At 62.4% G+C, this 26,705-nt stretch carries 27 protein-coding genes; 20 read left to right on the forward strand and 7 right to left on the reverse strand.

What is annotated here, in order from left to right; genetic code table 11:
- From CRO75_RS28240 to CRO75_RS28255, 4 genes are all read left to right on the forward strand, one after another.
- Positions 1-259, forward strand: a 259-nt coding sequence (locus tag CRO75_RS28240; RefSeq protein ID WP_143504106.1) for an IS3 family transposase, incomplete at its 5' end; no start/stop codon positions are given.
- Complete coding sequence (locus CRO75_RS33070) at positions 252-830, forward strand: ABC-three component system protein (protein ID WP_177409797.1); 579 nt, start codon at positions 252-254, stop codon at positions 828-830. The genes CRO75_RS28240 and CRO75_RS33070, both read left to right, overlap by 8 nt.
- Before the next feature lie 477 nt (positions 831-1,307).
- On the forward strand, positions 1,308-3,122 hold the full coding sequence (locus CRO75_RS28250; RefSeq protein ID WP_143504109.1) for a hypothetical protein: 1,815 nt from the start codon (positions 1,308-1,310) through the stop codon (positions 3,120-3,122).
- A 395-nt stretch (positions 3,123-3,517) separates the two neighbouring features.
- A complete protein-coding gene (locus CRO75_RS28255) occupies positions 3,518-3,868 on the forward strand; it encodes a BON domain-containing protein (RefSeq protein ID WP_053261967.1) in 351 nt (116 codons plus the stop codon).
- A gap of 189 nt (positions 3,869-4,057) precedes the next feature.
- On the opposite strand, the gene argC is transcribed toward CRO75_RS28255, so the two are convergent.
- Positions 4,058-4,984 (reverse strand): N-acetyl-gamma-glutamyl-phosphate reductase, encoded by a 927-nt coding sequence (argC, locus tag CRO75_RS28260; protein WP_097139646.1) that lies wholly within the window; start codon positions 4,982-4,984, stop codon positions 4,058-4,060.
- Between the two features lie 112 nt (positions 4,985-5,096).
- Here argC and CRO75_RS28265 point away from each other — a divergent pair, with 112 nt between their 5' ends.
- The gene (locus CRO75_RS28265) at positions 5,097-5,981 is read left to right on the forward strand and encodes a LysR family transcriptional regulator (protein WP_097139649.1); all 885 of its coding nucleotides are present in this window, start codon (positions 5,097-5,099) and stop codon (positions 5,979-5,981) included.
- A gap of 12 nt (positions 5,982-5,993) precedes the next feature.
- Here the strand turns inward: CRO75_RS28265 and CRO75_RS28270 are convergent, their stop codons facing one another.
- Positions 5,994-6,365 carry a PH domain-containing protein gene (locus CRO75_RS28270; RefSeq protein ID WP_009044741.1) on the reverse strand — a complete coding sequence of 124 codons (372 nt, stop codon included), beginning with the start codon at positions 6,363-6,365 and terminating at the stop codon, positions 5,994-5,996.
- 329 nt (positions 6,366-6,694) lie between these two features.
- Here CRO75_RS28270 and CRO75_RS28275 point away from each other — a divergent pair, with 329 nt between their 5' ends.
- Complete coding sequence (locus CRO75_RS28275) at positions 6,695-7,111, forward strand: hypothetical protein (protein WP_097139651.1); 417 nt, start codon at positions 6,695-6,697, stop codon at positions 7,109-7,111.
- Positions 7,112-7,282: 171 nt separating this feature from the next.
- Here the strand turns inward: CRO75_RS28275 and CRO75_RS28280 are convergent, their stop codons facing one another.
- Complete coding sequence (locus CRO75_RS28280) at positions 7,283-8,176, reverse strand: LysR family transcriptional regulator (protein ID WP_092421704.1); 894 nt, start codon at positions 8,174-8,176, stop codon at positions 7,283-7,285.
- A gap of 125 nt (positions 8,177-8,301) precedes the next feature.
- Between CRO75_RS28280 and CRO75_RS28285 the strand changes: the two genes are divergently transcribed.
- The 11 genes from CRO75_RS28285 to CRO75_RS28335 all read left to right on the forward strand — a co-directional run bounded on the left by CRO75_RS28285 (position 8,302) and on the right by CRO75_RS28335 (position 19,318).
- Positions 8,302-9,429 (forward strand): muconate cycloisomerase family protein, encoded by a 1,128-nt coding sequence (locus CRO75_RS28285; protein ID WP_177409799.1) that lies wholly within the window; start codon positions 8,302-8,304, stop codon positions 9,427-9,429.
- 32 nt (positions 9,430-9,461) lie between these two features.
- Complete coding sequence (catC, locus tag CRO75_RS28290; protein WP_009044734.1) at positions 9,462-9,752, forward strand: muconolactone Delta-isomerase; 291 nt, start codon at positions 9,462-9,464, stop codon at positions 9,750-9,752.
- Positions 9,753-9,793: 41 nt separating this feature from the next.
- The gene (catA, locus tag CRO75_RS28295) at positions 9,794-10,723 is read left to right on the forward strand and encodes a catechol 1,2-dioxygenase (protein ID WP_097139656.1); all 930 of its coding nucleotides are present in this window, start codon (positions 9,794-9,796) and stop codon (positions 10,721-10,723) included.
- 164 nt (positions 10,724-10,887) lie between these two features.
- Positions 10,888-11,844 carry an AraC family transcriptional regulator gene (locus tag CRO75_RS28300; protein ID WP_097139657.1) on the forward strand — a complete coding sequence of 319 codons (957 nt, stop codon included), beginning with the start codon at positions 10,888-10,890 and terminating at the stop codon, positions 11,842-11,844.
- Between the two features lie 344 nt (positions 11,845-12,188).
- A complete protein-coding gene (gene benA, locus CRO75_RS28305) occupies positions 12,189-13,550 on the forward strand; it encodes a benzoate 1,2-dioxygenase large subunit (protein ID WP_097139659.1) in 1,362 nt (453 codons plus the stop codon).
- Complete coding sequence (benB, locus tag CRO75_RS28310) at positions 13,550-14,038, forward strand: benzoate 1,2-dioxygenase small subunit (protein WP_097139661.1); 489 nt, start codon at positions 13,550-13,552, stop codon at positions 14,036-14,038. The genes benA and benB overlap by 1 nt, the downstream gene beginning before the upstream one ends.
- A gap of 10 nt (positions 14,039-14,048) precedes the next feature.
- The gene (gene benC, locus CRO75_RS28315) at positions 14,049-15,062 is read left to right on the forward strand and encodes a benzoate 1,2-dioxygenase electron transfer component BenC (protein WP_085533961.1); all 1,014 of its coding nucleotides are present in this window, start codon (positions 14,049-14,051) and stop codon (positions 15,060-15,062) included.
- A gap of 129 nt (positions 15,063-15,191) precedes the next feature.
- Positions 15,192-15,965 (forward strand): 1,6-dihydroxycyclohexa-2,4-diene-1-carboxylate dehydrogenase, encoded by a 774-nt coding sequence (locus CRO75_RS28320; protein ID WP_097139663.1) that lies wholly within the window; start codon positions 15,192-15,194, stop codon positions 15,963-15,965.
- A 65-nt stretch (positions 15,966-16,030) separates the two neighbouring features.
- Entirely contained in the window at positions 16,031-17,368 is a 1,338-nt protein-coding gene (locus CRO75_RS28325) for an aromatic acid/H+ symport family MFS transporter (protein WP_097139664.1), read from the forward strand.
- A 375-nt stretch (positions 17,369-17,743) separates the two neighbouring features.
- Complete coding sequence (locus CRO75_RS28330; RefSeq protein ID WP_097139666.1) at positions 17,744-18,829, forward strand: hypothetical protein; 1,086 nt, start codon at positions 17,744-17,746, stop codon at positions 18,827-18,829.
- A gap of 135 nt (positions 18,830-18,964) precedes the next feature.
- Positions 18,965-19,318 carry a DUF1428 domain-containing protein gene (locus CRO75_RS28335; RefSeq protein ID WP_085533968.1) on the forward strand — a complete coding sequence of 118 codons (354 nt, stop codon included), beginning with the start codon at positions 18,965-18,967 and terminating at the stop codon, positions 19,316-19,318.
- A 4-nt stretch (positions 19,319-19,322) separates the two neighbouring features.
- Here CRO75_RS28335 and CRO75_RS28340 read toward each other — a convergent pair whose 3' ends face one another.
- Positions 19,323-19,523, reverse strand: coding sequence for a hypothetical protein (locus CRO75_RS28340; RefSeq protein ID WP_239990656.1), 201 nt, complete (start codon positions 19,521-19,523; stop codon positions 19,323-19,325).
- 363 nt (positions 19,524-19,886) lie between these two features.
- Between CRO75_RS28340 and CRO75_RS28345 the strand changes: the two genes are divergently transcribed.
- Positions 19,887-20,336, forward strand: a complete 450-nt coding sequence (locus tag CRO75_RS28345; protein WP_097139668.1) for a hypothetical protein — start codon at positions 19,887-19,889, stop codon at positions 20,334-20,336.
- A gap of 109 nt (positions 20,337-20,445) precedes the next feature.
- On the opposite strand, the gene CRO75_RS28350 is transcribed toward CRO75_RS28345, so the two are convergent.
- Together CRO75_RS28350 and CRO75_RS28355 are read right to left on the reverse strand one after the other, a co-directional pair.
- Positions 20,446-21,492 carry a class I SAM-dependent methyltransferase gene (locus CRO75_RS28350; RefSeq protein ID WP_097139670.1) on the reverse strand — a complete coding sequence of 349 codons (1,047 nt, stop codon included), beginning with the start codon at positions 21,490-21,492 and terminating at the stop codon, positions 20,446-20,448.
- Between the two features lie 393 nt (positions 21,493-21,885).
- A complete protein-coding gene (locus tag CRO75_RS28355; protein ID WP_097139672.1) occupies positions 21,886-22,737 on the reverse strand; it encodes a CAP domain-containing protein in 852 nt (283 codons plus the stop codon).
- Positions 22,738-22,961: 224 nt separating this feature from the next.
- Between CRO75_RS28355 and CRO75_RS28360 the strand changes: the two genes are divergently transcribed.
- Positions 22,962-23,573 carry a cell wall hydrolase gene (locus CRO75_RS28360; protein WP_097139674.1) on the forward strand — a complete coding sequence of 204 codons (612 nt, stop codon included), beginning with the start codon at positions 22,962-22,964 and terminating at the stop codon, positions 23,571-23,573.
- 139 nt (positions 23,574-23,712) lie between these two features.
- Complete coding sequence (locus CRO75_RS28365; protein ID WP_097139675.1) at positions 23,713-24,399, forward strand: GNAT family N-acetyltransferase; 687 nt, start codon at positions 23,713-23,715, stop codon at positions 24,397-24,399.
- A gap of 34 nt (positions 24,400-24,433) precedes the next feature.
- Here the strand turns inward: CRO75_RS28365 and CRO75_RS28370 are convergent, their stop codons facing one another.
- Positions 24,434-26,608 carry a DNA/RNA non-specific endonuclease gene (locus CRO75_RS28370; RefSeq protein ID WP_097139677.1) on the reverse strand — a complete coding sequence of 725 codons (2,175 nt, stop codon included), beginning with the start codon at positions 26,606-26,608 and terminating at the stop codon, positions 24,434-24,436.
- Between the last annotated feature and the right edge of the window lie 97 nt (positions 26,609-26,705).

The raw sequence follows: 26,705 nt of genomic DNA on the forward strand, positions 1-26,705 counted from the left end.
TTTGAAGGCGAATAATTTGGTTGCCAGCATGAGTCGCCGAGGCAACTGTCATGACAACGCCGTAGCCGAGAGCTTTTTCCAGCTTCTAAAGCGGGAGCGTATCAAGCGGAGAATCTACACCACGCGGCAAGATGCTCGTAGCGATGTGTTCGACTACATCGAGATGTTCTACAACGCAAAACGCCGTCATAGTTTCAACAATCAGCTGTCACCGGTAGAGTTTGAAAAGCGTTACGCAATGAGCTTGCAAGGTGTCTAGAGAATCCGGGGCGATTCAGTCATTCGATTTCTCCAGATTTTCGTCGAAATCTGTTGTCGAACTAATAGATGGGCATAGCCGTACCCAGTTTCATGCCGTGAGGTTTGGTGGTGGGCTTCCATTCAGGCCCGACTCATTAAAACCTCCGGTAGTACCGACTGGTAGTGAAAGTCGCTATATTCGGCAAATATTTGATGCTTATGGGAATTATCTGAGTAAGACAATAACCGATGAGACTGACCTTGAGTCTCATGGCACACTAAAGAGAGACTATCTCCGGCAGAGAGAGCGGTTTTATCATGCCGAGTCTCTAAGGAATTTTGCTAGAGATACCGTACCTGAAGGAACCTTTGCGGCCCTGCAGGATGAAATATTTTATGCGGTCGTGGATGTTTGTGAGGATGACCATGCAGACGGATTTGCACGAATGAAGGCCACTATTACCCATTCTTCAACTGTTGCTGCTTCAGCAAATCCCTTAGCCTCAGCATTCAAAACCCAGGATCGTCAGGGTATATGCCATCAGTTGGCAAATGATGATCGGTTAACGTGGGTGCCTGAACATGACTGAGCCAACAGTCAATAGTCCTTTCAATGGCCCTCTAGAGACTGGGGTACGTTCTCTAGCTATCCTAACTGCAGCATTTCCGATGGCAATGGACCTCCAGCGTTTAGTAGAGATGGACTATTTGGTAGTGCACTCTGAAGATGCGAGGGGGCCTAGTAGCCTACATGCACCATTGCCATTACGGGCAGGCGAACTTCTTGTGCGCAGAGGATTGATAGAGTCAGGGTTGAAGCTGATGGTAAGGCGGGGCCTGTTAAGTCGGATCGCGTCATATGAAGGGTTCAGCTATATCGCTACCGATTCCGCTCAGCCTTTCATATCCTCACTCACATCAAATTATTCGCTTAGGTTATTAGACAGGGCCAGGTGGGCGTATGAGACGTATGGAAATACACCTACGGATGAAGTTCGAAAAGTTACTCATCGGATCTTTAGATGGACCAGTGAGTTTCAGGCTTTTGAGCAGAGGGGCTCTGAATAATGAGTGAGTTCAGTTTCCAGTTACGATGTGTTCAGTTTTCTGGTCCTACTGATGAGCGACATGTAGATTTTTTTGATGGTGTGAACGTAATATGTGGTGCGTCAGATACTGGTAAATCTTATCTGGCTGAGACAATCGATTACATGCTAGGTGGCTCTGAACTCAGAAAAATTGATGAGTTGGAAGGGTATGATAGGATCACTTTGTCATTAGAGTCCGGCTCTGGCGAAGAGTGGAGTTTGGAGCGAGCACTAAATGGTGGAGGCTTCAAGCTGATCGAGGGCGGTCAAGATGAATCAGCGGTATTAAAGGCTACTCACTCTCACGGTATCACGGATAACCTGTCGGGATTCTTGCTCGACAAGCTTGGGCTGCTCGGCAAGAAGGTTCTCAAAAGCAGCGCGAAATCCACTTTGCAGAGCCTGGGATTCCGAAACATAGCAAGGCTGGTTATTGTACAAGAAGAAGAGATTGCTACTAAAGGTTCACCATTTTGGAGTGGTCAATTCACCACGAAAACTTCTGACTTAGCTACCGTTAAATTGCTTGTGACGGGAATGGATGACTCGGCAATCAACACCCCGGTAGTGAAAGTTATCGACAACTCAGGCAAGATTTCTTTGCTTGATGATTTGATTTCCGAGTTGACTGCTGACGTGGGTGATAGTAGTCGCGAAGAACTTGAGGCTCAGCTTGAAAAGATCGGTATTAGATTAGAGCGGCATCGGAAATCAATTGCCCTCAATGAGGAATTAATTTCCGAACTCTTGGAGCGACGTCAAAATAACGTGTTTCAGCGGCAGTTGGTTTCTGAGCGCATTGACGAAATCGCTGACCTTTTCACAAGGTTTGACCTCTTGCGTGACCATTATGATGTCGACCTTGCGCGCTTAGAGGCCATTGAAGAAAGCGGCTCAATGCTTGTCTATGTAGATGAAGTGGACTGCCCTATGTGCGGTGCCGCACCTTGTAATCAGCATCTTGAAGATGACGATGAGGCGGATATTCGCTCGGCCGTGCTGGCAGCCTCCGCCGAGATTGCCAAAATTGAAAAGCTCAGGATCGATCTAGTTGGAACCATTGAGGAGCTACAAATTGAAAGCGAGGAACTTTCAAAAGGCTACCTAGGCCAGCAGAAGGAATATGCTGAGATCGAGGCCTCCTTAAAGGAGGTGCTTTCCCCACGCAAAGATGAGGAAAAGATCGACTTTGAAGCTTTGGTTGAGTTGCGGCAAGATGTATCAAAGAAGATAAATGGCTTTGAGCGTATCGAGCATTTGATTCAGCGTAAATTATCGCTAGAAAAAGAGGGATCTTCAGCTGGTGGCAAGACAACGGCCGTTGTCAGCATTCCTGACACGATTGGCAACTCTTTATCAGACAAGATTTCCTCAATTCTGAATGAGTGGAATTTTCCGGGTGAGTGTAGGGTTGTGTTTGACAAGACTTCCAGCGATTTTATTATCGATGGTAAACCCAGGGGCAGCCGCGGCAAAGGGTTGCGGTCCATCACACATGCAGCGGTTAGTCTAGGATTGCTTGAGTATGCGCAAGAGAACTCGTTGCCCCACCCTGGTTTCCTAGTGCTCGACTCTCCGCTTCTGGCCTATTTCGCGCCTGAAGGTGATGATGAGTTACTTCTGAAAGGAAGTAATTTAAAAGAAAAATTCTATGAGTACTTGATCCGTCATCATAGTAGTGGCAGCCAGATCGTAATAATTGAGAATCAACACCCACCTCTGGAAGCTATGCGTGATGTGCATCTAACAGTTTTTACTAATAATCCATATGAAGGTAGGGCAGGGCTTTTGTAAACTTTTCATTAGATAGTCCCATTCATAGTTTCTCGGGCTGCCTCCCCGGTCTTTCGGATAAGTTGGCTTATTTTGCACCGATCAGGCTTAGGTTGTTTGGAAAAATTGAGGCTAAATAAACGCCGGTCATTCAGGAGAGGCCATCCGCTGAACAGTGCCAGCCCGTTGCGAGCGTCTGCTTTGGCCGAAAACCGCCATTCACGAAAGGGCCATCGGACGACCAGAACCCCCGCGCACCAAGCCCCGCCAGCCGCCGAACTATAATTAACAAGCACCCCATCTGCCCGGCGAGTACCGCTGCGCCCATCGGTTACCCAGCAAGCTCACCCGCCCGGCAGAGGGCAGTCCAACCAATGGGACGGGACGCCCAACTGATGACACGAGAGGGACCCGCCATGAAACTTCATTCCTTCCAGCATTACTCCCATGGCCTGGAAATGGCCGTTCACGATGCATGGGTCACCACCAAGGTGAGGTCGGCCCTGACCTTTGCCGAATCGACCCGTGGTTTGCCTATCCATGTCAAAACCCATGCAGGCATGGTGACCTTGAGCGGTCGGCTCAACACCCATAAACAGTGTGAGCAGGCTGTCAGCCTGACCCGTGGGGTACACGGCGTCGCCGGCATCGATGCCAGCGACTTGCAGACCCATATGTTCACGCCGGGAAGCCTGCCTGAAGCGCCCAACGCCGAAGAGAGCCGCGAATACCCTTCGCCGTCGGCGACGAAGAGGGACGACAAATGACCAAGGCGAAGGCTTGAGCGTCGCGCCGGGAGGCCTGCGCGACGCTGGGTTCGATAGCCCTTTCGGCGGGGCCTCAGGAGGGTCGTCAGCACGTTGAAAGCCCTGCCCGGTCGGGTGGGGCTTTCTCTCAACTGGCAAATGCACCCAGCCATTCTGTATCTGGCCCGTTGCAACGCGCAGGCAGTCCCTTCAGCCCAGCGTGGCCAGCATCAAATCCAGATTCTCCACCGCCGCCCCCGCCGCGCCTTTGCCCAGGTTGTCGAACACCGCCGCCAACAATACCTGCCCCTCACCCTCGAACACCATCAAGCGCATAGCGTCGGTATCGTTCAGCGCCCGCGGATCAAGGCCCGTGAGTTCTTGTGCCTGCCGAAGCGACATCACCTGCACACAACCGCTTCCGGCGTAATGCTGCTCCAGGCAGGCATGGATGCGCGGGGCATCCACGCCGGGCGCGAGCAGGCGCAGTTGTAGAGGAATGGTCAGCACAATGCCCTGGCGAAAGGCACCGTAGGCCGGGACGAACAGCGGCCGTTCGCTCAGGCCACTGTGTTGCTGGATTTCCGGCACATGCTTGTGGGCCAGGCCCAGGCCGTAGATCTGGAAAGGGGCGGCTTGGGAAGCATTCGGCCCTTCGTGGGCTTCGACCGCGGCGCGGCCGCCGCCGGAGTAACCGGAGATCGCGTTGATGCTGATCGGGTAGTCCTTCGGCAGCAGTCCGGCTTGCAGCAGGGGACGCAGCAGGCCGATGGCGCCGGTGGGGTAGCAGCCGGGGTTGCTCACCCGTTTGGAGGTGGCGATGCGCTGTGCCTGTTGCGGGTGCATCTGCGCGAAGCCGTAGGTCCAGGTGGGATGGGTACGGTGCGCGGAGCTGGCGTCGATGACTCGCACGGCCGGGTTGCGAATACTGGCGACGGCGTCGCGGGCGGCATCGTCGGGTAGGCAGAGCAGGGCGATGTCACAGGCGTTGATAGCTTCGGCGCGGCGTTGCGGGTCTTTGCGCTGGTCGGCGGCGAGGGTCAGCAGGTGCAGGTCGCTGCGGCCCTGCAGGCGCTGGTGGATCTGCAACCCGGTGGTGCCCTGGTCGCCGTCGATAAATACGAGGGGTGTGCTCATGCTGTGTGCTCGCAAGAAGGAAGAGTTGGGCAAATCTTCCGGCCGCAGCTGAAATAGAGAAAGTTGAATTTAATAACGCTAAGCTTCAGCTTTTCTGAATCTGGAGCAGGCCATGCGTGAGATCAGCCTCGACCGGTTGCGCACCCTGGTGGCGATTGTCGACCTGGGGTCCTTTGCCGAAGCGGCCCGCGCGCTGAACCTGGCGCCGCCCACGGTCAGCCTGCATATCGCCGACCTGGAGGCGCGGGTGGGCGGTTCGCTGTTGTCGCGCACCCGCGGCCGGGTACAACCCTCGGCCATTGGCGAAACCCTAGTGGAACGGGCGCGGCGGCTGTTGGCCGATGCGGAGCAGGCGCTGGAGGATGTGCAGCGCCAGGTGCTGGGCCTGGCCGGGCGGGTGCGCCTCGGGGCATCCACCGGCGCCATTGCCCAATTGCTGCCCCAGGCCCTGGAAACCCTTGGCCAGCGCCATCCGGGCATCGACCTGCAGGTGGCGGTGCTGACCTCCCAGGAGAGTTTGAAGAAGCTCGCCGAGGGTTCGCTGGATATCGGCCTGGTGGCCCTGCCGCAAACCCCGGTCAAGGGCTTGCGTATCGAGCCCTGGCGCAAGGACCCGGTCATGGCTTTCCTGCCGTCCCGCTGGCAATGCCCCGACCCGGTGACGCCGCAATGGCTGGCCGCCCAGCCGCTGATCCTCAACGACCACAGCACCCGGTTATCGCGCCTGACTTCGGAGTGGTTCGCCCTGGGCGGCCAGCAGCCCACGGCGCGCATCCAGCTCAACTACAACGACGCCATCAAGAGCCTGGTGGCCGCCGGTTATGGCGCCACCTTGCTGCCCCACGAAGCCGCCACGCCGCTGCCCGACACTCGGATCGCCATGCGCCCGTTGCAGCCGCCGTTGTGGCGCCAGCTGGGCATTGCCCATCGGGACGGCGACGTGGAACGCTCGACCCAGCATGTGCTGGAGGTGTTGTGGGGCTTGAGCGCCGATTGATAACGGAGCGTGTTAGCCCAGCAGATGCCTGGAAATGTGCTTCGAGATTTCGACCATCGAAGTCTTGCCGGTGAACTCGAACTTCACCTGGCCCAGCGATGAAAAGTAGATCTCCAGCTCGGAGTCCAGGTCGAAGGTCCCGGAGGTTTCCACCGAGTAAGCGACGATGTTTTTGTAGGGCAGGGAGGTAAAATCCTTTTTGCTGCCGGTGATGCCCTGTACGTTGACCGCGATAATGCGCTTGTTGGTAAACACCACGCCGTCGCGCATGGCCTTATAGGCGTCGATCACCTGTTCGCCTTCCAGCAACAGGTCGCTGACCCGCTCGGCGTATTCGTCGTTTTGCTTGAGCTTGAAGAAGCCTTTGTTGTTGAAGTCGATCATGGGGGGAGTCCTTATTTTTGAAGCGATATTCCAGGTTTTTTGCTGGCTGTTAAGGCGTATCGGACCCGGCTCAGGTTCCATCGGCTCCTATGCAAAGCGTATGGTCTTTGCGGTGAGTCCGCCGTTTGGGTATTGGTGGTACAGCGTTATACCAAGAGGTTGCTGGTAGCAGATATCAGTTAAGGCGATGTCTCTGATGGTCTTCGGATTATCCTGATCGATTTTTAGCCGGAATTAATAATTTATGAGGCGGCTGTTACTTTGGACTGCACATGATTTTATTTTCATACGGCATCACTGGTTAAGACCAACTGTTGGGAACTGAAAGGATGAAACGGATTTTAGCGGTATTGCTTTTGACCACAGGCAATATGGGTAGCGTCGCTTACGCTGGGGCTCATGTTGCGGCGGCCCGGCAGTCGTTGAAGAATTATGGTCTTGGCTATTGCATCGTTAATCAGTTTAAGGATGAGTCCGATGTGAAGAGCGATATTGAGTCGGCTATTGGCGCCTATTCCTTCATGGGAAGTGGTATGCATACCATTCTTCAGAATGAAGATACCCTGGAGACATTGCATAACCCGTACGACGCAACGACGGATTTTGTATTTTCCATGTATGAGAAAACCCAAGCCAGTAGCAAGTATAGGGATAAGAAAGTCGTATTTTATGCCTGCCTCGATATCTATAACTCCAAGGCGTTCGACGATTTTATCAAGACGCAGGACCCGTACATTTCCAAGTGAAGGGGATTATCACTGATCCGGTTCTCTCAGACTGAGCGCGATATCCAATATCGCGCTCGTCACCCTGACTTAAAACAACTTCCAGCCATACCTCAGTAACAACCGGTTCTCATTGGTATCGGTCCGATAACTCGAGTGCGCCACCACCGCGAGTCGGCTTCGCGCGAGGGGTCAGGCCTCGGGGTGTTCGGCGCGCAGTTCGTCGATCATCCGCAAGCAGTGGCTGAGCCCCGCCGACACATCGCCGACCCGGCGGCTGATGATGATCGGCGAGGTGGCGTTGGCTTCCAGCAGCGGGCTGAAGCCGATATCGTCGCGGTGCAGTAATTGCACCGAGGCTGGCACCAGGGTGATGCCGATGCCGGCGCCCACCAGGCCGATGGCGGTCTGCAGTTCGTTGGTCCACTGCACGACGCGGATGTTCAGGCCGTGGGTGTTGAACAGCGCGATCACGTGGTCGGCGTAGCTCGGGCGCGGGTTGCCGGGGTAGAGCACGAAAGGCTCGTCGGCCAGTTGCGCGAGGCTCACCGGCTGGCCGATCAGCGGATGGCCGGCGGGCAGGGCGGCCACCAGGCGATCCTCGGTCTGCACCTTCTGCACGATGGCCGGGTCGTCGATGCGGATCCGCCCGAAGCCGATATCGATGCGCCCGGCCTTGAGCGCTTCCACCTGCTGCAGGGTGGTCATTTCCGATAGCCCCAGTTCCAGGGCCAGGGTCTCGTGGCTGCGCAGGCGGCGGATCAGTTCCGGCAGCAGGCCGTACAGGGTCGAGGGGGCAAAGCCGATGCCGAGCCAGGTCTTTTCGCCGTGGCCGATGCGCCGGGTGTTGTCGCAGACCTTGGCCAGTTGCTCCAGCAGCACGCTGGAATGCTCATAGAAAAAGCGCCCGGCTTCGGTCAGGCGCAACGGCCGGCCGCGCTCCAGCAACAACACCCCGAGTTCTTCTTCCAGTTGCTGGATCTGCCGGCTCAGGGGCGGCTGGGCGATGTGCAGGCGCTCGGCGGCCTTGGTGAAGTTGAGGGTCTGGCCCAGCACCTGGAAGTAACGCAGATGACGCAGTTCCATAAGGCCTCCGCGGGCAAAGGTTGGATACCTTCAAGGTATCGAGCCAGACCAATTCTATATTGGAACCCCGGAAAAAGCCGTACGAGAATCGGCTCCATAACGTCAAGAACCTGATGGGTATGGAAATGCTTTCAAGTGCCATTGAATCGATCGAAACGATCATCGTCGATCTGCCAACCATCCGCCCGCACAAGCTGGCGATGCACACCATGCAGAACCAGACCCTGGTGCTGATCCGCCTGCGTTGCGCCGACGGCATCGAAGGCCTGGGCGAAGCCACCACCATCGGCGGCCTGGCCTATGGCAATGAAAGCCCGGACAGCATCAAGACCAATATCGACCGCTTCTTTACGCCGCTGCTGCTCGGCCAGGATGGCGCCAATATCAATGCCGCCATGCAGCGCCTGGAGCGCAGCATCCGCGGCAACACCTTCGCCAAATCCGGTATCGAAAGCGCCTTGCTCGACGCCCAGGGCAAACGCCTGGGGCTGCCGGTCAGCGAACTGCTCGGCGGCCGGGTGCGCGACGCCTTGCCGGTGGCCTGGACCCTGGCCAGCGGCGACACCGCCAAGGACATCGCCGAAGCGGAAAAGATGCTCGACCTGCGCCGCCACCGCATCTTCAAGCTGAAGATCGGCGCCGGCGAGGTGGACCGCGACCTGGCCCATGTGATCGCGATCAAGAAGGCCCTGGGCGACCGCGCCAGCGTGCGGGTCGACGTCAACCAGGCCTGGGACGAAGCGGTGGCGGTGCGTGCCTGCCGGGTGCTGGGCGGCAACGGTATCGACCTGATCGAACAGCCGATCTCGCGCAACAACCGCGCCGGCATGGTGCGCCTGAATGCCATCAGCCCGGCGCCGATCATGGCCGACGAATCCATCGAGTGCGTGGAAGACGCCTTCAACCTGGCCCGCGAAGGCGCGGCTTCGGTGTTCGCCCTGAAGATTGCCAAGAACGGCGGCCCGCGCGCGGTACTGCGCACCGCGGCGATCGCCGAGGCGGCGGGCATCGGCCTGTACGGCGGCACCATGCTCGAAGGCGGCATCGGCACCCTGGCGTCGGCCCATGCCTTCCTGACACTCAATACCTTGAGCTGGGACACCGAACTGTTCGGTCCGCTGCTGCTGACCGAGGACATCCTCGCCGAGCCGCCGCTGTACCGCGATTTCCAGTTGCACGTATCCCGGGCGCCGGGCCTCGGCCTGAGCCTGGACGAGGAGCGCCTGGCGTTCTTCCGCCGCGACCCAGCCTGAACTGCCATTCATCACGTCTTAAGGAGAGCACCATGCTGTTCCACGTCAAAATGACCGTGAACCTGCCGGTCGACATGAACCCCGAGCGCGCCGCCCAGCTCAAGGCCGACGAAAAGGCCCTGGCCCAGCGCCTGCAGGAGCAGGGCAAGTGGCGGCACCTGTGGCGCATCGCCGGCCTGTATGCCAACTACAGCGTGTTCGATGTCGACAGCGTGCAGGAACTGCACGACCTGCTGATGCAACTGCCGCTGTACCCGTACATGGCTATCGAAGTGAACGCGCTGTGCAGGCATCCTTCGTCCATTCATGCGGACGACCGCTGAGCCCGCGCCACACTCTAATAAATACAAGATGAGGAATAACCATGAACGTCCGAATTTCCCACACTGCCAGCGCCCAGAAATTTCTCGAAGAAGTCAGCGGCCAGCTCAACGACCAGGGCAACCCACGCACCAAGGCCCTGGTGTACCGCATCCTGCGTGACACGGTGAACATCATCGAAGACCTCGACGTGACCCCGGAAGAATTCTGGAAGGCGGTCAACTACCTCAACGTGCTCGGCGCGCGCCAGGAAGCCGGGCTGCTGGTGGCCGGCCTGGGCCTGGAGCACTACCTGGACCTGCTGATGGACGCCGCCGACGAACAGGCCGGCAAGACCGGCGGCACCCCACGCACCATCGAAGGCCCGCTGTACGTGGCCGGCGCGCCGCTGAGCCAGGGTGAAGCGCGCCTCGACGATGGCGTCGATCCGGGCGTGGTGCTGTTCATGCAGGGCCAGGTGCGCAACACCGCCGGCGAACCGCTGGCCGGAGCCATTGTCGACGTCTGGCACGCCAACACCGGCGGCACCTATTCCTACTTCGACACCACCCAGTCGGAGTTCAACCTGCGTCGGCGCATCGTCACCGATGCCGAAGGTCGCTACCGTTTCCGCAGCATCGTGCCTTCGGGCTACGGCTGCCCACCGGACGGTCCGACCCAGCAGTTGCTCGACCAGCTGGGCCGCCACGGCCAGCGTCCGGCGCATATCCACTTCTTCGTCTCGGCCGATGACCACCGTCACCTGACCACCCAGATCAACCTCGATGGCGACGAATACCTGCACGACGATTTCGCCTACGCCACCCGCGACGAGCTGATCGCCAAGATCACCTTCAGCGACGATCAGCAGCGTGCGGCGCAGCATGGGGTCAGCGGGCGTTTCGCCGAGATCGACTTCGACTTCACCCTGCAGTCGTCGGCCCAGCCCGAGGAGCAGCAACGCCTGGAACGGGTGCGAGCGCTGGAGGACTGACAGCGCGGCAGATCCCGATTCGGGGCCACGGGATAACGTGAGTGATCCCGTGGTTTTTGCCGTTGTGAGCCGTGGTCGAAGTCTTGCGTGACGTGTCAGCGGTGGCGAACGATCACCGCCCGACATTAACAATCCCAATAATAAAAACGGGGAGTGACCCGCTTATGGAAACCCATCTGTTGAGTGAGCGCAGCCGGGTATTCGCCCAGGCCGATCCCTACGCTGTGTCCGGCTATGTCAACCAGCATGTGGGCAGCCACTGCATCCGTTTGCCCAAGGCCGGCAGTCTCCAGGCCAGCCTCAATCATCGGCAGTTCGCCAGCCTCGACCTGTGCTCGATCAGCTACGGCGGCAGCGTGCGCGTCACCTCGCCGGCGCTGGAAACCATCTACCACCTGCAAGTGCTGCTGCGTGGCCACTGCCTGTGGCGCGGTCATCGCCAGGAGCATTACTTCGCCCCCGGCGAGCTGCTGCTGATCAACCCCGACGATCCGGTGGACCTGACCTATTCCGACGATTGCGAGAAATTCATCATCAAGGTGCCCACCCGCCTGCTGGAATCGGTGTGCGATGAGCAGCGCTGGCTGTATCCGGGGCAGGGCGTGCGTTTTGTGGGCAACCGCTACCAGCTGGATGAGCTGGAAGGCTTTATCAACCTGCTGGGCGTGGTCTGCCGCGAAGCCGAAGCCGCCGAATGCATCCCCCGGGTGCAGGAGCATTACGCGCAGATCGTCGCGAGCAAGATGCTCAGCCTGATGAAGACCAATATCCGGCGGGTGGGCCTGGGTTCGTCGTCGGCGACCTTCGAGGCCATCGCCGATTACATCGAGCGCAACCTCAAGCAGGACATCGGCTGCGAGGAGCTGGCGCAGCAGGCGCAGATGAGCCTGCGTTCGCTGTATGCGCTGTTCGAGCGCAACGCCCGCACCACGCCCATGCGCTACATCCGCCAGAAGAAACTCGAGCGGATCCACGCCTGCCTGCGCGACCCCGGCTGCAACGTGCGCAACATCACCGAAGTGGCCATGGACTTCGGTTTCCTGCACCTGGGACGCTTTTCCGAAAGCTACCGCAAACAGTTCGGCGAACTGCCGTCCGACACCCTCAGGCGCCGGCATTGATCCGCCCATGCCTCTGTAGGAGCGGCCGTGCCCGCCGCGTCATTCCTGATTCCTCATGTAGCCGCTGCCGAGCTCGCGAGGCTGCGATCGACTGCGCAGCAGTCGCAAAACCTAAAACCACGATCGTCCTGGATAAACCGGCGAGGCCCGAATGGCGGCCGCTACGTCGGAATGCCGCCCAACCCGGTTGCAGCCTCGCGGGCTCGGCAGCGGCTACGGTTGTAGGACTTGCCCTACAAAACTCTGCAGAAAACGGATAGTGGTCTGCACGCAACGGATATTGCCCCCGCGTACCCCGCCCTAGCATGAGCCTTGCCTGAATAAAAACAATGGAGGCGGCGGCCATGACCCTGCGACCCGAATACCTTCACTCCCTGCTTGAAGAAGACCGTGACCGGGGCGTCTACCGCTGCAAGCGGGAGATGTTCACCGACCCCCGGCTGTTCGACCTGGAAATGCAGCACATCTTCGAGGGCAACTGGCTGTACCTCGCCCACGAGAGCCAGATCCCCAACAACAACGACTACTACACCACCATCATGGGCCGGCAGTCGGTGTTCATCGCGCGCAACAAGGACGGCGAACTCAATGCCTTCCTCAATGCCTGCAGCCACCGCGGCGCCATGCTCTGCCGGCACAAGACCGGCAACAAGTCGTCCTACACCTGCCCGTTCCACGGCTGGACCTTCAACAACTCCGGCAAGCTGCTCAAGGTCAAGGACCCGGCCGCCGCGGGCTACCCGCCGAGCTTCAACTGCGAAGGCTCCCACGACCTGACCAGGGTCGCGCGCTTCGAGTCCTATCGCGGCTTCCTGTTCGGCAGCCTCAACCCCGACGTGCTGCCCCTGGTGGAGCACCTGGGCGAGTCGGCGAAGATCATCGACATGATCGTCGACCAGTCCGCCGACGGCCTGGAAGTGCTGCGCGGTTCCTCGAGCTACATCTACGAAGGCAACTGGAAGCTCACCGCGGAAAACGGCGCCGACGGCTACCACGTAAGCTCCGTGCACTGGAACTACGCGGCCACCCAGAGCCAGCGCAAGCAGCGCGAAGCCGGGGAAGAGATCAAGACCATGAGCGCCGGCAGCTGGGCCAAGCAGGGCGGCGGTTTCTATTCCTTCGACAAGGGCCACATGCTGCTCTGGACCCGCTGGTCCAACCCCGAGGACCGCCCCCTGTACGAGCGCCGCGACGAGCTGGCCCGCGACTTCGGCCAGGCCCGCGCCGACTGGATGATCGAGAACTCGCGCAACCTGTGCCTGTACCCCAACGTCTACCTGATGGACCAATTCAGCTCGCAGATCCGCATCGCCCGGCCGATCTCGGTGGACCGCACCGAGATCACCATCTACTGCATCGCGCCCAGGGGCGAAAGCGACGAAGCCCGGGCGATGCGCATCCGCCAGTACGAGGACTTCTTCAACGTCAGCGGCATGGCCACCCCGGACGACCTGGAGGAATTCCGTTCCTGCCAGATGGGCTATCAGGGCTGCAACAGCGCCTGGAACGACATGTCCCGCGGCGCCGAACACTGGGTCGAGGGCGCGGACGACGCGGCCCGGGAAATCGACCTGCAACCGATCCTCAGCGGCGTGCGCACCGAAGACGAAGGCCTGTTCGTGATGCAGCACAAGTACTGGCAGCAAACCATGCTCGCGGCGGTGGCCGCCGAAGCCGCGCGAGCCATTGCCGTGGAGGCTGTGTGATGAGCATTTCCCATGACACCGTGCGCGATTTTCTCTACCGCGAAGCGCGCTACCTGGACGACAAGGACTGGGACAGCTGGCTGGAGCTCTACGCCGCCGACGCGACCTTCTGGATGCCGTCCTGGGACGACAACGACGAACTCACCGAAGACCCGCAGCGGGAGATCTCGCTGATCTGGTACGGCAGCCGCTGCGGCCTGGAAGACCGGGTGTTCCGGATCAAGACCGAGCGCTCCAGCGCGAGCATTCCCGACACCCGCACCTCGCACAACCTGAGCAACATCGAGCTGCTGGAGCAGGCCGACGGCCTGTGCAAGGTGCGCTGCAACTGGCACACCCTGAGCTTTCGCTACAAGACCGTCGACAGCTACTTCGGCACCAGCTTCTACACCCTCGATATGCGCGGCGAGACCCCGCGGATCCTGGCCAAGAAAGTCATCCTGAAGAACGATTACGTTCGTCAGGTCGTCGATGTCTACCACCTCTGAGGCGACCGCCATGACTCATCACATCGCACTCAATTTCGAAGACGGGGTGACCCGCTTCGTCGCCGCCAACGCCGGCGAAACCGTAGCCGATGCCGCCTACCGCCAGGGCATCAACATCCCCCTGGACTGTCGCGACGGCGCATGCGGCACCTGCAAGTGTTTCGCCGAAGCCGGGCGCTACGACCTGGGCGAGGAATACATCGACGACGCGCTGACCGCGGCTGAAGCCGAGCAGGGCTTCGTGCTGACCTGCCAGATGCGCGCCTTGAGCGACTGCGTGGTGCGGGTGCCGGCTTCGTCGCAGGTTTGCCGCACGGCCCAGGCCACCTTCGACGCCACCATCAGCGCGGTGCGCCAGCTGTCCGACAGCACCATCGCCCTGTCGATCAAGGGCGAGGCCCTGAGCAAGCTGGCGTTTCTGCCGGGGCAATACGTCAACCTCGGCGTGCCCGGCAGCGAGCAGACCCGGGCCTATTCCTTCAGCTCGCTGCAGCGCGACGGCGAGGTCAGCTTCCTGATCCGCAACGTGCCGGGCGGCCTGATGAGCAGCTTCCTCACCGGACTGGCGAAAGCCGGCGACCCCATGAGCCTGGCCGGGCCCCTGGGCAGCTTCTACCTGCGCGATATTCGCCGGCCGCTGTTGCTGCTGGCCGGTGGCACCGGGCTGGCGCCGTTCACCGCGATGCTGGAGAAGATCGCCGAGCAGGGCAGCGAGCATCCGCTGCACCTGATCTACGGGGTGACCAACGATTTCGACCTGGTGGAAATGGATCGCCTGGAAGCCTTCGCCGCGCGCATTCCCAACTTCAGCTTCAGCGCCTGCGTGGCAAACCCCGAGAGCCGCCACCCGCTCAAGGGCTACGTGACCCAGCACATCGAGCCCAGGCACCTGAACGACGGCGATGTGGATGTGTACCTGTGCGGCCCGCCGCCGATGGTCGAGGCGGTCAGCCAGTTCATCCGCGACCAGGGCATCGCCCCGGTCAATTTCTACTACGAAAAATTTGCCGCCAGCGCGGCCTGATTTCCACCCTGACTCTGTGCCCGCGATAGCGATAGTGCGTGCATAGCCGAGCTTTCAGCCTGGCGGCTGATCGCGAGCAAGCTCGCTCCTACAGATGGCGTATCGGGTTTACTGGCATGAGGTTTTGAGATGAGCAGATTCGAGGAAAAAGTCGCCCTGGTCACCGGGGCGGCGCAGGGCATTGGCCGGCGGGTCGCCGAGCGCTTGGCCGAGGAGGGGGCGCGGCTGGTGCTGGTGGATCGCTCCGAGCTGGTGTTCGCGTTGCAGGCCGAGCTGGCCCCCAGGTTCGAGGTGCTGGCGCTGACCGCCGACCTTGAGCAGTACGCCGAATGCAGTCGGGTGATGGCTGCCGCCGTCCAGCGTTTCGGGCGCATCGACGTGCTGGTCAACAACGTCGGCGGCACCATCTGGGCCAAGCCGTTCGAGCACTATGCAGAGCAGCAGATCGAAGCCGAAGTGCGCCGCTCGCTGTTCCCCACCTTGTGGTGCTGCCACGCGGCGTTGCCGTACATGCTGGAGCAGGGCAGCGGCGCCATCGTCAACGTGTCGTCCATCGCCACCCGCAGCATCAACCGCGTGCCCTATGGCGCGGCCAAGGGCGGGGTGAATGCCCTGACCGCCTGCCTGGCGTTCGAGACCGCCGGGCGCGGGGTGCGGGTCAATGCCACCGCCCCCGGCGGCACCGAAGCGCCGCCGCGGCGCATTCCGCGCAACAGCGCCGAGCAGAGCGCCGAGGAACAGGTCTGGTACCGGCAGATCGTCGACCAGACCGTCGACAGCACCCTGATGAAACGCTACGGCACCCTCGACGAGCAGGCCGCGGCAATCCTGTTCCTGGCCTCCGACGAGGCGTCCTACATCACCGGCCTGGTCATGCCGGTAGGCGGTGGCGACCAGGGCTGAATCGCCGACGACCCGACGAACTGTCGGGCTGTGCACTCTCAAAAAAACAACAAGAGTCAGATGCCATGCGAAACATAGACAGCAATCAATTGATCGACGGGGCACGCTTCAATGCCTTTCACTGGCGCGTGCTGTTCTGGTGCGCGCTGATCATCATCTTCGACGGCTACGACCTGGTGATCTACGGCGTGGTGCTGCCGGTGCTGATGCAGGAGTGGGGCCTGAGCCCGCTGCAGGCCGGGGCGCTGGGCAGTTATGCGCTGTTCGGCATGATGTTCGGCGCGCTGTTTTTCGGCACGCTGTCGGAGCGCATCGGCTGCAAGAAAGTCATCGCCATCTGCGTGGTGCTGTTCAGCGGTTTCACCCTGCTCAACGGCTTCACCACCACGCCCACCCAGTTCGGCATCTGCCGCTTTATCGCCGGCCTCGGCATCGGCGGGGTGATGCCCAACGTGGTGGCGCTGATGAACGAATACGCGCCGAAGAAAATCCGCAGCACCCTGGTGGCGATCATGCTCAGCGGCTACTCGGTGGGCGGCACGCTGTCCGCCGGCCTGGGCATCGTGCTGCTGCCGAATTTCGGCTGGCAGGCGGTGTTCTATGTGGCGGCGATTCCGTTGTTGCTGCTGCCGCTGATTCTCAGGTTCCTGCCCGAATCCCTGGGCTTCCTGCTGCGCCAGGGCCGGGACGACGAAGCGCGCCAGGTGCTGCAATGGGTCGAGCCGGGCTTCGTCGCGCAACCCGGCGACTCGTTCGTCAAGGCCAACCTCAAGACCACCGGCACGCCGGTGGTGCAGCTGTTCCGCGAAGGCCGGGCGCTGAGCACCTTGATGCTCTGGGTGGTGTTCTTCTGCTGCCTGCTGATGGTCTACGCGCTCAACTCCTGGCTGCCCAAACTGATGGCCAATGCCGGCTACAGCCTGGGCTCGAGCCTGATGTTCCTGCTGGTGCTGAACCTCGGGGCGATTTTCGGCGCCGTGGGCGGCGGCTGGATTGGCGATCGCCTGCAGCTGCAAAAGGTCCTGGTGGCGTTTTTTATCGTGGCCGCGCTGTCCATCAGCCTGCTTGGCTTCAAGAGCCCGCACGGGTGGCTGTACGCCCTGATCGCGATTGCCGGGGCCACCACCATCGGCACGCAGATCCTGGCCTTCGCCTGCGTCGCCCAGTTCTATCCGGTGACGATCCGCTCCACCGGCATTGGCTGGGCCTCGGGCATCGGCCGCGGCGGGGCCATTGTCGGGCCGCTGCTGGGCGGTGCCTTGGTGAGCATCGAGCTGCCGCTGCACTATAACTTCATGGCCTTTGCCATTCCGGGGGCGGTGGCGGCGCTGGCGATGTGTTTCGTCTACCCGCGGCCCGCCAAGGCGCATCCGGTCAGCCAGGCCAGCGCGCCGTCCCTGTAGCAGGGCCCGTGACCGGTGCGGGCGCCCAGGTGCCGGCACCGGTGGTTCAGTCATGCCAATCACCGCTGACCGCGGTTGAGCCGAATCCGTAGATGCCAGGCTTGCCGGCGATGTGGACGCTGCGCGGTGGCTGGCAGGCCGCCATCATGAGCAAGCTCGCTCCCGCAGTGAGCGTGGTGGTTGCAGATAGCGTGCAGACACCGCGGCGCCGCGAGCGAGCGGCTGGTCGGATACGCTGTCGCGAACCCTTTCTTGAGCCTGGGGCGCAAACCCCAGCACCTATACTCAATCCAGGCATGGTCGTGTGGTATCCGGTTGAAGCCTGCCCCGTCGTGAGCGGGTGGCCGTGGTCGACGCTGTGCGAGGGTTGCCATCTTGTACCTGCGTGCGCTGATCGTCGTGATGCTGCTGGTGCTGGCCGGATGCGCCGCGACTCAGCGTGTCCGCGAGGCGGTGGCGCCGGTGGTGGTGCCGGCCAGCACCTGGCGCCAGGTGGACCGGGAAATCGCCGAGGCTTCGCAGCAGGCGGTGATCCAGGCCAAGGTGTTTGCCCGCGGCTCCATGGAGCACTGGCGGGTGCGGGTCTATGCCGTCACCGAGGAAACCTTCATCCCCTGGTTCAGCAGTTACTGGACCCAGGAATGGATGGCCATGAAAGTCAGTTGGTACAGCCTCACCGCCGGCGACGAGAAGGATGCGGCGGCGACGCGGCTGGCGGAGTACCTCAAGGAGCAGTATCAGGAACAGGTGCTGGCACCGGTGGCGATGGAGATCGACCCGGATGCGATTCTCAACCAGGCCACGGAGTTCTATATCGAGCTGCTGGACAAGCAGGTGCAGGTGATCGCCCAGCGTTATCGGTTGCCGGCCAGGCAGCTCGATCAACGGCTCAATGGCGTCCAGGCGATTCGCCTGGGGCCGCCGCCGGCGCGCGATGCGTCGTTGTATCAGGTGTTGCATGCCAAGCCCCTGACTACGCTGCCGGCCTACTCGGCCCTGTACCAGCAGATCCATAGCGCGCCGGCGGGCACCGGCGAGGTGTCGTCCGAGGCCGGGATTGTCTCGGTGGCCAAACAGGCCAGCGAAAAATTCGAAGCGCAGATGGCCGGCCGTGGCATTGCCGGCGCCGCGTCGGCGGTGGCCGGCAAGGTCGCCGGTGCGGTGATCTCCCTGGGCGCCGCGGGATTTCGCGCGATAGCCCATGAGAGCGACCGGGCCGAGACCGAGGCGCAGATTCGCCAGAGCCTGGGCAAGGCGTTCGACCAGGCCTGGTTCAAGCTGTTGAACAACACCGGCAACGGGGTAATGGCCGGGGTGTATTACCTGGCCGGGCATATCGAGGGCGAGCTGGGCCAAAGCGCGGTACCGGAGCCCCCGCTCGAGACGGTACCGGGCACTGTGCATCCGCCTGCCACGCCGGGCCTGAGCGCCCCGCAAACCGGTTGGCAGCCGGAGCCATGAAGCCCGGCGGTCGGTCGATTCAGGTTTTTTCGCGCCGACTTGTCGATTGTCGGCGATACGGATCGACCAGTTCACAGAGTGACCGACAGCAAGGTCGGGATCCGATGTTCAACCCCAATCAGCAGGAGCAGGATCATGTCTTATGTCGATGGTTGTGTACTGGCGGTACCCACCGCCAACCGCGAGGCCTTCAAGCAGCATGCGCAGGTCGCGGCGAAGGTGTTCAAGGAGTTCGGCGCCTTGAGCGTGGTCGATTGCTGGGGCGACGACGTGCCCGAGGGCAAGCTGACCTCGTTCCCCATGGCGGTCAAGCTCAAGGCGGACGAGACGGTGGTGTTCAGCTGGATCATCTGGCCGTCCCGTGAAATCCGCGACGCGGGCATGCAAAAAGCCATGGAAGACCCGCGGCTCAAGCCCGATGTCTGCCCGATGCCGTTCGATGGCCAGCGCATGATTTATGGCGGATTCACCATGCTGCTCAATGCCTGAGGCGTCACCAGCGAAACATCGGCAGTGGCCGCAGCGGCGTACGCAGCAACTGCCGTGCCGAAGCCCGCGCCAGCATCCTCGACGGCGCCAGGTAGTCGAGGGTGCCGTGGGTCCAGATACCCAGGTCATGAAAGGCCGCGGCGATCTGCACCGCGCAGGACAGCGGCCGGTCCTGCGGATTGAGCGCGGTGTAGAAGCTCAGCACGCGGTATATATGATTGCGCTAGCCGGGCAGGTCCTGGCCGATCACCGTGGGGAAAGAGGCAAGGATCTGTTCGGTGAGCGGGCATTCGAGAACGACGTCCAGGTGGTCTGCTCCGGGTCTGGAAGGGCGACAGTATAAGGCTCGGCGCAGGGCTTGCGGATGCTCGATTTCCTGCTGGAGAAACAGCAGGGCTGGAAGACCTGAAGCGGGGATGGGCAGCCCGGGATGGATTGGTTAGTATGGCGACCGGGCTTCCTGGGCGCCCACCTCGCGAAAGCGCAAGCACCTTCAATTCCCGCAAGCACTACGCTTGCATACCCCCTCCGGGCCAATAGCGAGCAGGCCGATTCTCTTGGAGTTGGTATGCCTATCAACAAATCCGTTCCCCGTTCACCCGCCAGTCAGGCCGCCAGCCTGGTACTGCGCGAAGCCAAGCGCTTGCATCGCACTGCAACCAGCGGTTCGCTGGCCAGCGCCTTGCCGATCCTGCGGCGCTTGCTGGCGAGCAACAGTTTGCCTGGCTTGTCGTTGCCCGAGTTGTATCGACAGCGAGACAAGGTGCAGCGCAAACACCTGTTGCGCACCCTGGCCAGTGAGGCCGGTTTTGCCCATTGGGAGACCTACCGCCAGGTCCTCGACGAACTGGCGCCCGAGCAGTTGCAGCATTTTGAACTGGTCTACCGCCAGGCGGGTCATCTCAACTGCTGGTTCTCGTCGCCGGACGAAGCCCGGGAGTACGTGGCCCATCATGGCGGGCGGCTGTTGTGCGTAGGGCAACAGGCGGTGGTGCTGGTGGATCTGCCGGCGGCGTAAGGCGTTATCCATAGCTGTACAAAAGCACGGCATCCGGGGTTTCCCGGGTGCCGTTTTGCGTTTCCAGGGCACTACGCCGGCATGACCCTGTTACTCGCACGATCCTCCTTTATTTACGTGCCTCGAGAATCAGGTTGAACGGCGTCTCTGCGGCCCGGCGGAACTGGCTGAAGCCGGCTTCGCTGAAGACCTGGCGCAGGCGCGCTTCGCCGGCCTGGGCACCGAGCCCCAGGCCGACTTCCTGGGACAGCGAGTTGGGCGTGCAGATAAAGGTCGAGGCGGCATAGAACAGCCGGCCGACCGGGGTGATGTTCTGGTCCAGTTGATCGTTGGCGAACGGCTCGACCAGCAGCACGCTGCCGTCGTCTTTCAGCGCCTGGAAGGCATGTTGCGCGGCGCCCACCGGGTCGCCCATGTCGTGCAGGCAGTCGAAGAAGCAGATCAGGTCGTAGTCGTTGCCGGGGTAGGTCTTGGCGCTGGCCTGGGAGAACTGCACGCGGCCGGTCACCCCGGCTTCCTCGGCCCGTTGCGTCGCAGTAGTGACTGAGGGCTGGTGGTAGTCGAAGCCGAAAAACTGCGAGGCGGGATAGGCCTGGGCCATGATCACTGTCGAGGCGCCATGCCCGCAGCCGACATCCGCCACCTTGGCCCCGGCCTGCAGTTTTTCCACCACGCCGTCCAGGGCCGGCAGCCACTCGGCCACCAGGTGCGCCCGATAGCCGGGGCGGAAGAAGCGCTCGGTGCCGCTGAACATGCAGGGGTGATGATCGCCCCAGGCCAGGGCGCCGTCGCCGCGCATCGCCGCCAGCAGTTTGTCCTTGTCGTGGAACAGCGCGGAGACCACTACGGCGCCACCGGCCACGTACACCGGCGAATCCTCGATGGCCAGTGCCTGGGCCTGTTCTTCCGGCAGGCGGAACTGGCCGCCCTGGTGTTCCATGTAGCCGGACGCGGCATGGGCGCTCAGCCATTCGCGCAGCAGCCGTGCGTTGCAGCCGGTCTTGGCGGCCAGCGCCTCGGGGCTGACCAAGCGACTGTCGGCCATGGCCCGGTACAGGCCCAGTTCTTCGCCGAGAATCATATTGGCGAGCATCGCCGCGCCGCCCATGTCTGACACTAGTTTGCCCATAAAATCGTTGAGCTTGGCTTCGTCCATGGCCTTGTCCTCCGCTGTGAGGGTCACTGCCGCCGACGGCCCGGCAGTGGCCGGATGGAGATACGCGGCGTGCGCGGGGAGGCCATGTCCCGGTGCTGCCGAATGAGTGGGCCTGGCAGGGCCGGCCCGTGTTCTGAAGAGCTGATGCACGTACGCCTTCCGCGGGGGACGGGTGCGTGCCTACCGTTCAGGCAGGTGAGGCTGGCCATCGGGCCTGGGCGTCGAACCCGTGGCGGCAGGCGAGGCTGCGCGCGGGTTCCGGGGGCGCCCGGAGCAAGCGATTGCCGGTTGGTAGATGAGTCAGTTTAGTTCCCCGGCGGGGGCGTCGCGGGGTTGGCCGATGAGGGGGCAGGGCGCCGCTGATGGCGCCCTGGGGCAAGGTCGGTCAGGCCGTCAAGGCGTGCCGAACATCGCGGTCCAGTAGATGCCGGCATCGCTTTTCGGATCGACCGCATAGGACGCGCCCAGCTCGCGATACTGCGGGTTCATCAGGTTGGCGCAATGGCCCGGGCTGGCCAGCCAGCCATCGACCACCTTGCGCACGCTGTCCTGGCCGGCGGCGATGTTCTCGCCGATCTGTTGGCCGGTATAACCCGCCAGTTCGGCGCGGTCGCCGGGGGTGCGACCGTCGCGGTCCTTATGGTCGAAGAAGTTGTGATTGGCCATGTCCCGGGTATGGTCCTGGGCCGCGCTGGCCAGGGTGGCGTTCCAGGCCAGCGGGGTGGCGGCGGCGAAGATCTGGTTGCCGCACTGGCGCGGTTGCGCGCGGGCGCTGTTGAGGGTTTCCAGGAGTTTCTGGCCCTCGGCCTGCCAGTCGCCGAGGCGCGCGGTCAGCAGCGGCCGGGCGAGGACGATGCGCCATTCCTGGCCAGTGCGGCTGACACCGATATCGACGAACTGCGGGTCCAGCACCACCTGGCAGAAACTTTCCTGCACCGCCTTCATGGCCGCCTGGGCATTGCGCGGTCCGGACAGGCTGATGGCCTGGACATTGACCATCGGGTAGGCACTGCTGGCCAGGGCCTGCTGCAGGTTGCCGATGCTGTTGGCCGGCAGCACCAGGCGCGGGTCGGCGGCCAGCGGCGGCAGTTCCTGGGACACCTGGCCGGCGCAGCGCTGGACCTGGCTGCGGTAGCTGTTGATCGATGTCACCAGTTGCGTCTCGTCGCTCGCCACGGCGGCGGTGGCGAACGCCATGCTCAGCGACAGCAGGGTCAGCGGCAGAACGGAGGATAGGCAGCGCATGGAGATCTCCCTTGAGCGAATTGCGCCCATGATGCGCGATTTTGCCCCGCTCGGCGCAAGGTCTTTTTGCCGAAAACCGGCGCCGTTATCCGTCCTTGCCGTTGCCGGCGTGGCGCCGGTTACGGGCGGACGGCGGCGAACTACACTCAAGTCCAGTCGCCGCAGCCGGCAGGCGGGTGGCGGCTTTCCCGTGCCCGGATCGGGCTTTTGGCGAAGGTGCGAGCATGCGTCCGACAGCGATTGCCGGCGGTTTTCTGATCCTCCTGTGCGGGGGGCTGGCGATGGCCGCGGGTGAAACAGCGGACCCCGAAGTGGCGCAGGACAAGGCCCAGGTCCTGGAACAGAAAGCCGCGGACCAGCAGCCAGCGCCACGCAGCGAAACCATTACCCCTCCCGAGGCCCAGGCGGTGGACCCGGCGGGCGCCGCGCCGCTGGACGATGCCATCACCTGCCTGGCGCGGTCCATCTACTGGGAAGCCAAGGGCGGGACCGCCGCCGACATGGAAGCTGTGGCCAGCGTGGTGCTCAACCGGCTCGGCCATGAGGGGTTTCCCGATACGGTGTGCGCGGTGGTCAAGCAGGGTTCGGAGCAACATGCCTGTCAGTTTTCCTGGTGGTGCGACGGGCGTGCGGATCAGGTGAAGGAAGATGAGCCCTATATCGCGGCCAAGGAAATCGCGCGCAAGGCGCTCAACCAGCAGCTCGCGGACCGCACCCATGGCGCCCTGTATTTCCATGACCGGCGCGTGCGGCCCGGTTGGGCCAGGCAATACCGCAAGACCGCCGAGACCGGCAAGTTCCTGTTCTACAAGCCGCGAGGCGACAGCGCCCGTTAGCCCGGTTTGCCCAGGCCATCTGTAGGCGCAAGCTCGCGCCTACAGGAACTGCGTCAAATACGCGGGCGGAGTATCATGCCGGCCCGCCGCCGACGCCTGCTGTCCCAGGCGTGCCGCAACCTTTGGAGCCCACCGCGCAATGCCCATCATCAGCCACTTCCAGACCCCGTGTCCGGAAGCCGTCAACAGCCAGATCCTGCAAATGGTGGTCGACTACCTGACCGACATCAGCGCCGTGGCGATCCCGCCCAGCAACCTGCTGTACAACATCTACCAGTACGCCATCGGCTTTGAGGTGCATCTGTATCTGCAGGCCCTGGACGGCGCCCGGGGCATCGCCGTGGAACTGCTGGTGGCCACTGACGAGGACGACCCGCAGCAGGTGCTGGGTTTTGTGCTGTACCTGCCGGTCAAGGACGATCCCGAGGCGTGCGGCGTGGCCTATATGGCGGTGCGTGCCAGCCATCGCCGGCAGGGGATCGCGCGGGCGCTGCTGGCGCGGATGCGCGAGCGCTACCCCCATGCCGAACTGACCTGCGCGGTGGGCAAGGTGGCCTGGTTCGAAGCGCTGGGCTTCCAGGTGCTGGGCGTGCGCGGCCCGCAGGTGCTGATGAACACCCGCGATCACCCCACCGACGGCTTGATGGGCCTGCTGGACACGGCGCCGATCTATCGTTCGCTGGAGGTGCGGCAGATTCACAGCTACCTGCTGCAAAAGCATGGCAAGCGGGCGATGCTCGATGCCGAAAAACAGCGTGACCGCCACCTCGACCAGATGACCCGCAACGCCCAGGCCCTGGTTCGCGAGCGCCTGGGGCAGGGCTGAGGCCGCTCGGTCGCTCAGCCCTTGAGCCGCACGCTCAGCCCGGCTTGTGCTGGTCGGCGGCCATGATCGAGGGGGCCAGGGAAATGCCCGCCATCTGGCAGATGTCCGCCAGCGTCGCCTGCTGTTTGTGGAAGGCCTTGGCCAGGTCCAGGGCGGCCTCCTGGACGTTAAGGCCGAACTCCTTGATCACCTCGCTCTGATCGAACAGGAAGCCATAGGCCAACAGTTCCGGGGTGCGCGATTCGTCCTTGGGCACGATGACGATTTTCCAGAAACGGGTCGGGTAATACACCGGGCCCTTGCCGAAGTCCTGCTCGACGCAGGAATCCCCCAGCACCGGGCCGGCGAAGATGATGGCCTGGCCGCCCCCGGCTTCGATCTGTTCGGCCAGCTCGCCCTCGAAGTAACCCCAGATGCCTTTGCGATTGCGGTACAGGGCGCCGTCGGGCGATTCCTGGTTGAACAGCTCGTGCTGCGGTGTGCAGTTGGTCCAGTGGTAGGTGTCGGCGTTGGCGTACTCGGTGTCGATCCCCGGCTGGCCCCAGCAGTTGTCTTCGCGGCGCACGATATGGCCGCGATCGAAGTTGCCGGCCGGCGCGTAGATGTCGCTGTTGGTCAGCTGGTAGCGGCTCGGCACCCGGCGGTCGAGGCGCCAGCTTTCGCCGCCGAAGCCGCGGCGGCCCCGCGCATCGCCGCGGACCTCGGGCCGGTAGTCGGCATTGGAGGCCGTCCACATCGGCATGCGGTACTGCTTGTTCATCACCAGCGAATAGCGGTGATAGGGCAGTTCCAGCGGGGCGTCGTCGTCCAGGTTGGAGAGCCTCATGGCCGGCACATTGCGCGCCACGACTGCATGTTCGCGGTAGTCGCCGACGCGGTAGAGCTGGGCCAACAGGTCGCCTTCGACGAAGGGCGGCGGCACCGGCACCCCGAGAAAATCCGGATCGTAGCCGGGACGGGCCTCGTAGTCGAGGTCGAAGGTCAGGGTCTTTTCCAGGGCCTCGACCGTTGGAGCCGGTTCGGCCGGCACCGGCTCGGCAGGCGCCGCGCCGAGGGTGGGCGCGACGCTCGTTGGGCTGTCCGCGGCGTGACTGAGGATGTTGATGGTGGTGGGGCCGGAGATATGAAAGATGTTCTGCGACCTCTCGGGCAGGCCTGGGCGGGGCGGCGTAACAGGCAGCGCTTCGTTGACGCTGAGCGTAGCCAGCGGGTCGGCGGTCTGCTCCATGAGCTGGGCCAGCAGCTCGGCCGGCCTGCCGCCCAGTTGCAGGGCCTTGAGCGCGCCGACGATGCTGCTGACCCGGGTGCCCTCGTTGGCCACCCAGTCCACCGTGCTTTCCTCGTCCCCTTCGGCATTCCAGATACTGTGGTCGGTCTTGAGAATGTTGCCGGCTTCGTCGGTCCTGGGGATGCCGCAGTGATGCAGGGCGATCAGCTCCCAGTTGTCGCTGAACACCGGGGAGCCGGAAGCGCCTTCGGCGGTGTCGGTTTCGTAGTGCAAAAAACCCTGGTCGAGAATGTCCAGCAGCCGGTTGTGGGTGGTGGCGTACTGGCGCGGGCCGCCATCGGGGTGCTGGATGATGTTCATCGGCCGGCCACGCAGGGTCTTGCCGGTGGCTTCGATCAGGCGGATGCAGCCGTAGTCCGACAGCGCCTCGCCGCGTGAGCCCTGCGTGGAGATGGCCACCAGGCAGAAGTCCAGCGCCTCGTCGGCGAAGTAGAATAGATCCGGCTGCAGGTTGAAGTAGGTGCCTTCGTTGATGCCGCGCTCCTGCCTTTCGTAGAGAAAGTTGGCGGCGCAGTCCACGGCATCCACATACCGGGGGAACACATGCTGGTTGGTCAGCAACAGGCTGGGCGAGACCAGGAAACCGGTGGCGAAACCCTCGACCACCGTGCCCGGGCGTGGCGCATTGACCAGCCGCGCCACCGGCCTTGCCGCCTGGCGGGCGGTCTCGCTGGGGGCGTAGAAGGTTGGGTCCCAGGTGCCGATCCGCCGTTCCAGCCCGGCCCGGGTCAACAGGGCGCGGGCGTTCTCGCGGGCGATCCACTTGGCCAGTTGTTGCGGTGAGTCGCCGGCGCCCGGGCCCAGTTCGCGGATGCGCGACTGCGATTCGCTGCGAGCCCCGGCCTGCTGGTTCCAGCGTTGCAGGGCTTTGGCCATGTTGCTTCGGCGGGCAGTGGCAACGGCATCTGGCGTCTTGCTCATGGGCACCTCCTGGCGAGTACGGGATTCCTTTCGGGCTAGCCATTTGAGCGTAGACAACCAGCGCGCTGGCAGACGGCTGGCGGTATGCCAGCTCGTC

Origin of the sequence: Pseudomonas sp. LAMO17WK12:I10 (genome assembly GCF_900215185.1) — a bacterium.
Lineage (GTDB): Bacteria > Pseudomonadota > Gammaproteobacteria > Pseudomonadales > Pseudomonadaceae > Aquipseudomonas > Aquipseudomonas chlororaphis.

Bases quoted from the DNA above. Each gene is read 5' to 3' on its own strand.
- CRO75_RS28250 (WP_143504109.1), top strand. From the start codon at position 1,308: ATGAGTGAGTTCAGTTTCCAGTTACGATGTGTTCAGTTTTCTGGTCCT.
- CRO75_RS28255 (WP_053261967.1), top strand. From the start codon at position 3,518: ATGAAACTTCATTCCTTCCAGCATTACTCCCATGGCCTGGAAATGGCC.
- argC (WP_097139646.1), bottom strand. From the start codon at position 4,984: ATGAGCACACCCCTCGTATTTATCGACGGCGACCAGGGCACCACCGGG.
- CRO75_RS28265 (WP_097139649.1), top strand. From the start codon at position 5,097: ATGCGTGAGATCAGCCTCGACCGGTTGCGCACCCTGGTGGCGATTGTC.
- CRO75_RS28270 (WP_009044741.1), bottom strand. From the start codon at position 6,365: ATGATCGACTTCAACAACAAAGGCTTCTTCAAGCTCAAGCAAAACGAC.
- CRO75_RS28275 (WP_097139651.1), top strand. From the start codon at position 6,695: ATGAAACGGATTTTAGCGGTATTGCTTTTGACCACAGGCAATATGGGT.
- CRO75_RS28280 (WP_092421704.1), bottom strand. From the start codon at position 8,176: ATGGAACTGCGTCATCTGCGTTACTTCCAGGTGCTGGGCCAGACCCTC.
- CRO75_RS28285 (WP_177409799.1), top strand. From the start codon at position 8,302: ATGCTTTCAAGTGCCATTGAATCGATCGAAACGATCATCGTCGATCTG.
- catC (WP_009044734.1), top strand. From the start codon at position 9,462: ATGCTGTTCCACGTCAAAATGACCGTGAACCTGCCGGTCGACATGAAC.
- catA (WP_097139656.1), top strand. From the start codon at position 9,794: ATGAACGTCCGAATTTCCCACACTGCCAGCGCCCAGAAATTTCTCGAA.
- CRO75_RS28300 (WP_097139657.1), top strand. From the start codon at position 10,888: ATGGAAACCCATCTGTTGAGTGAGCGCAGCCGGGTATTCGCCCAGGCC.
- benA (WP_097139659.1), top strand. From the start codon at position 12,189: ATGACCCTGCGACCCGAATACCTTCACTCCCTGCTTGAAGAAGACCGT.
- benB (WP_097139661.1), top strand. From the start codon at position 13,550: ATGAGCATTTCCCATGACACCGTGCGCGATTTTCTCTACCGCGAAGCG.
- benC (WP_085533961.1), top strand. From the start codon at position 14,049: ATGACTCATCACATCGCACTCAATTTCGAAGACGGGGTGACCCGCTTC.
- CRO75_RS28320 (WP_097139663.1), top strand. From the start codon at position 15,192: ATGAGCAGATTCGAGGAAAAAGTCGCCCTGGTCACCGGGGCGGCGCAG.
- CRO75_RS28325 (WP_097139664.1), top strand. From the start codon at position 16,031: ATGCGAAACATAGACAGCAATCAATTGATCGACGGGGCACGCTTCAAT.
- CRO75_RS28335 (WP_085533968.1), top strand. From the start codon at position 18,965: ATGTCTTATGTCGATGGTTGTGTACTGGCGGTACCCACCGCCAACCGC.
- CRO75_RS28345 (WP_097139668.1), top strand. From the start codon at position 19,887: ATGCCTATCAACAAATCCGTTCCCCGTTCACCCGCCAGTCAGGCCGCC.
- CRO75_RS28350 (WP_097139670.1), bottom strand. From the start codon at position 21,492: ATGGACGAAGCCAAGCTCAACGATTTTATGGGCAAACTAGTGTCAGAC.
- CRO75_RS28355 (WP_097139672.1), bottom strand. From the start codon at position 22,737: ATGCGCTGCCTATCCTCCGTTCTGCCGCTGACCCTGCTGTCGCTGAGC.
- CRO75_RS28360 (WP_097139674.1), top strand. From the start codon at position 22,962: ATGCGTCCGACAGCGATTGCCGGCGGTTTTCTGATCCTCCTGTGCGGG.
- CRO75_RS28365 (WP_097139675.1), top strand. From the start codon at position 23,713: ATGCCCATCATCAGCCACTTCCAGACCCCGTGTCCGGAAGCCGTCAAC.
- CRO75_RS28370 (WP_097139677.1), bottom strand. From the start codon at position 26,608: ATGAGCAAGACGCCAGATGCCGTTGCCACTGCCCGCCGAAGCAACATG.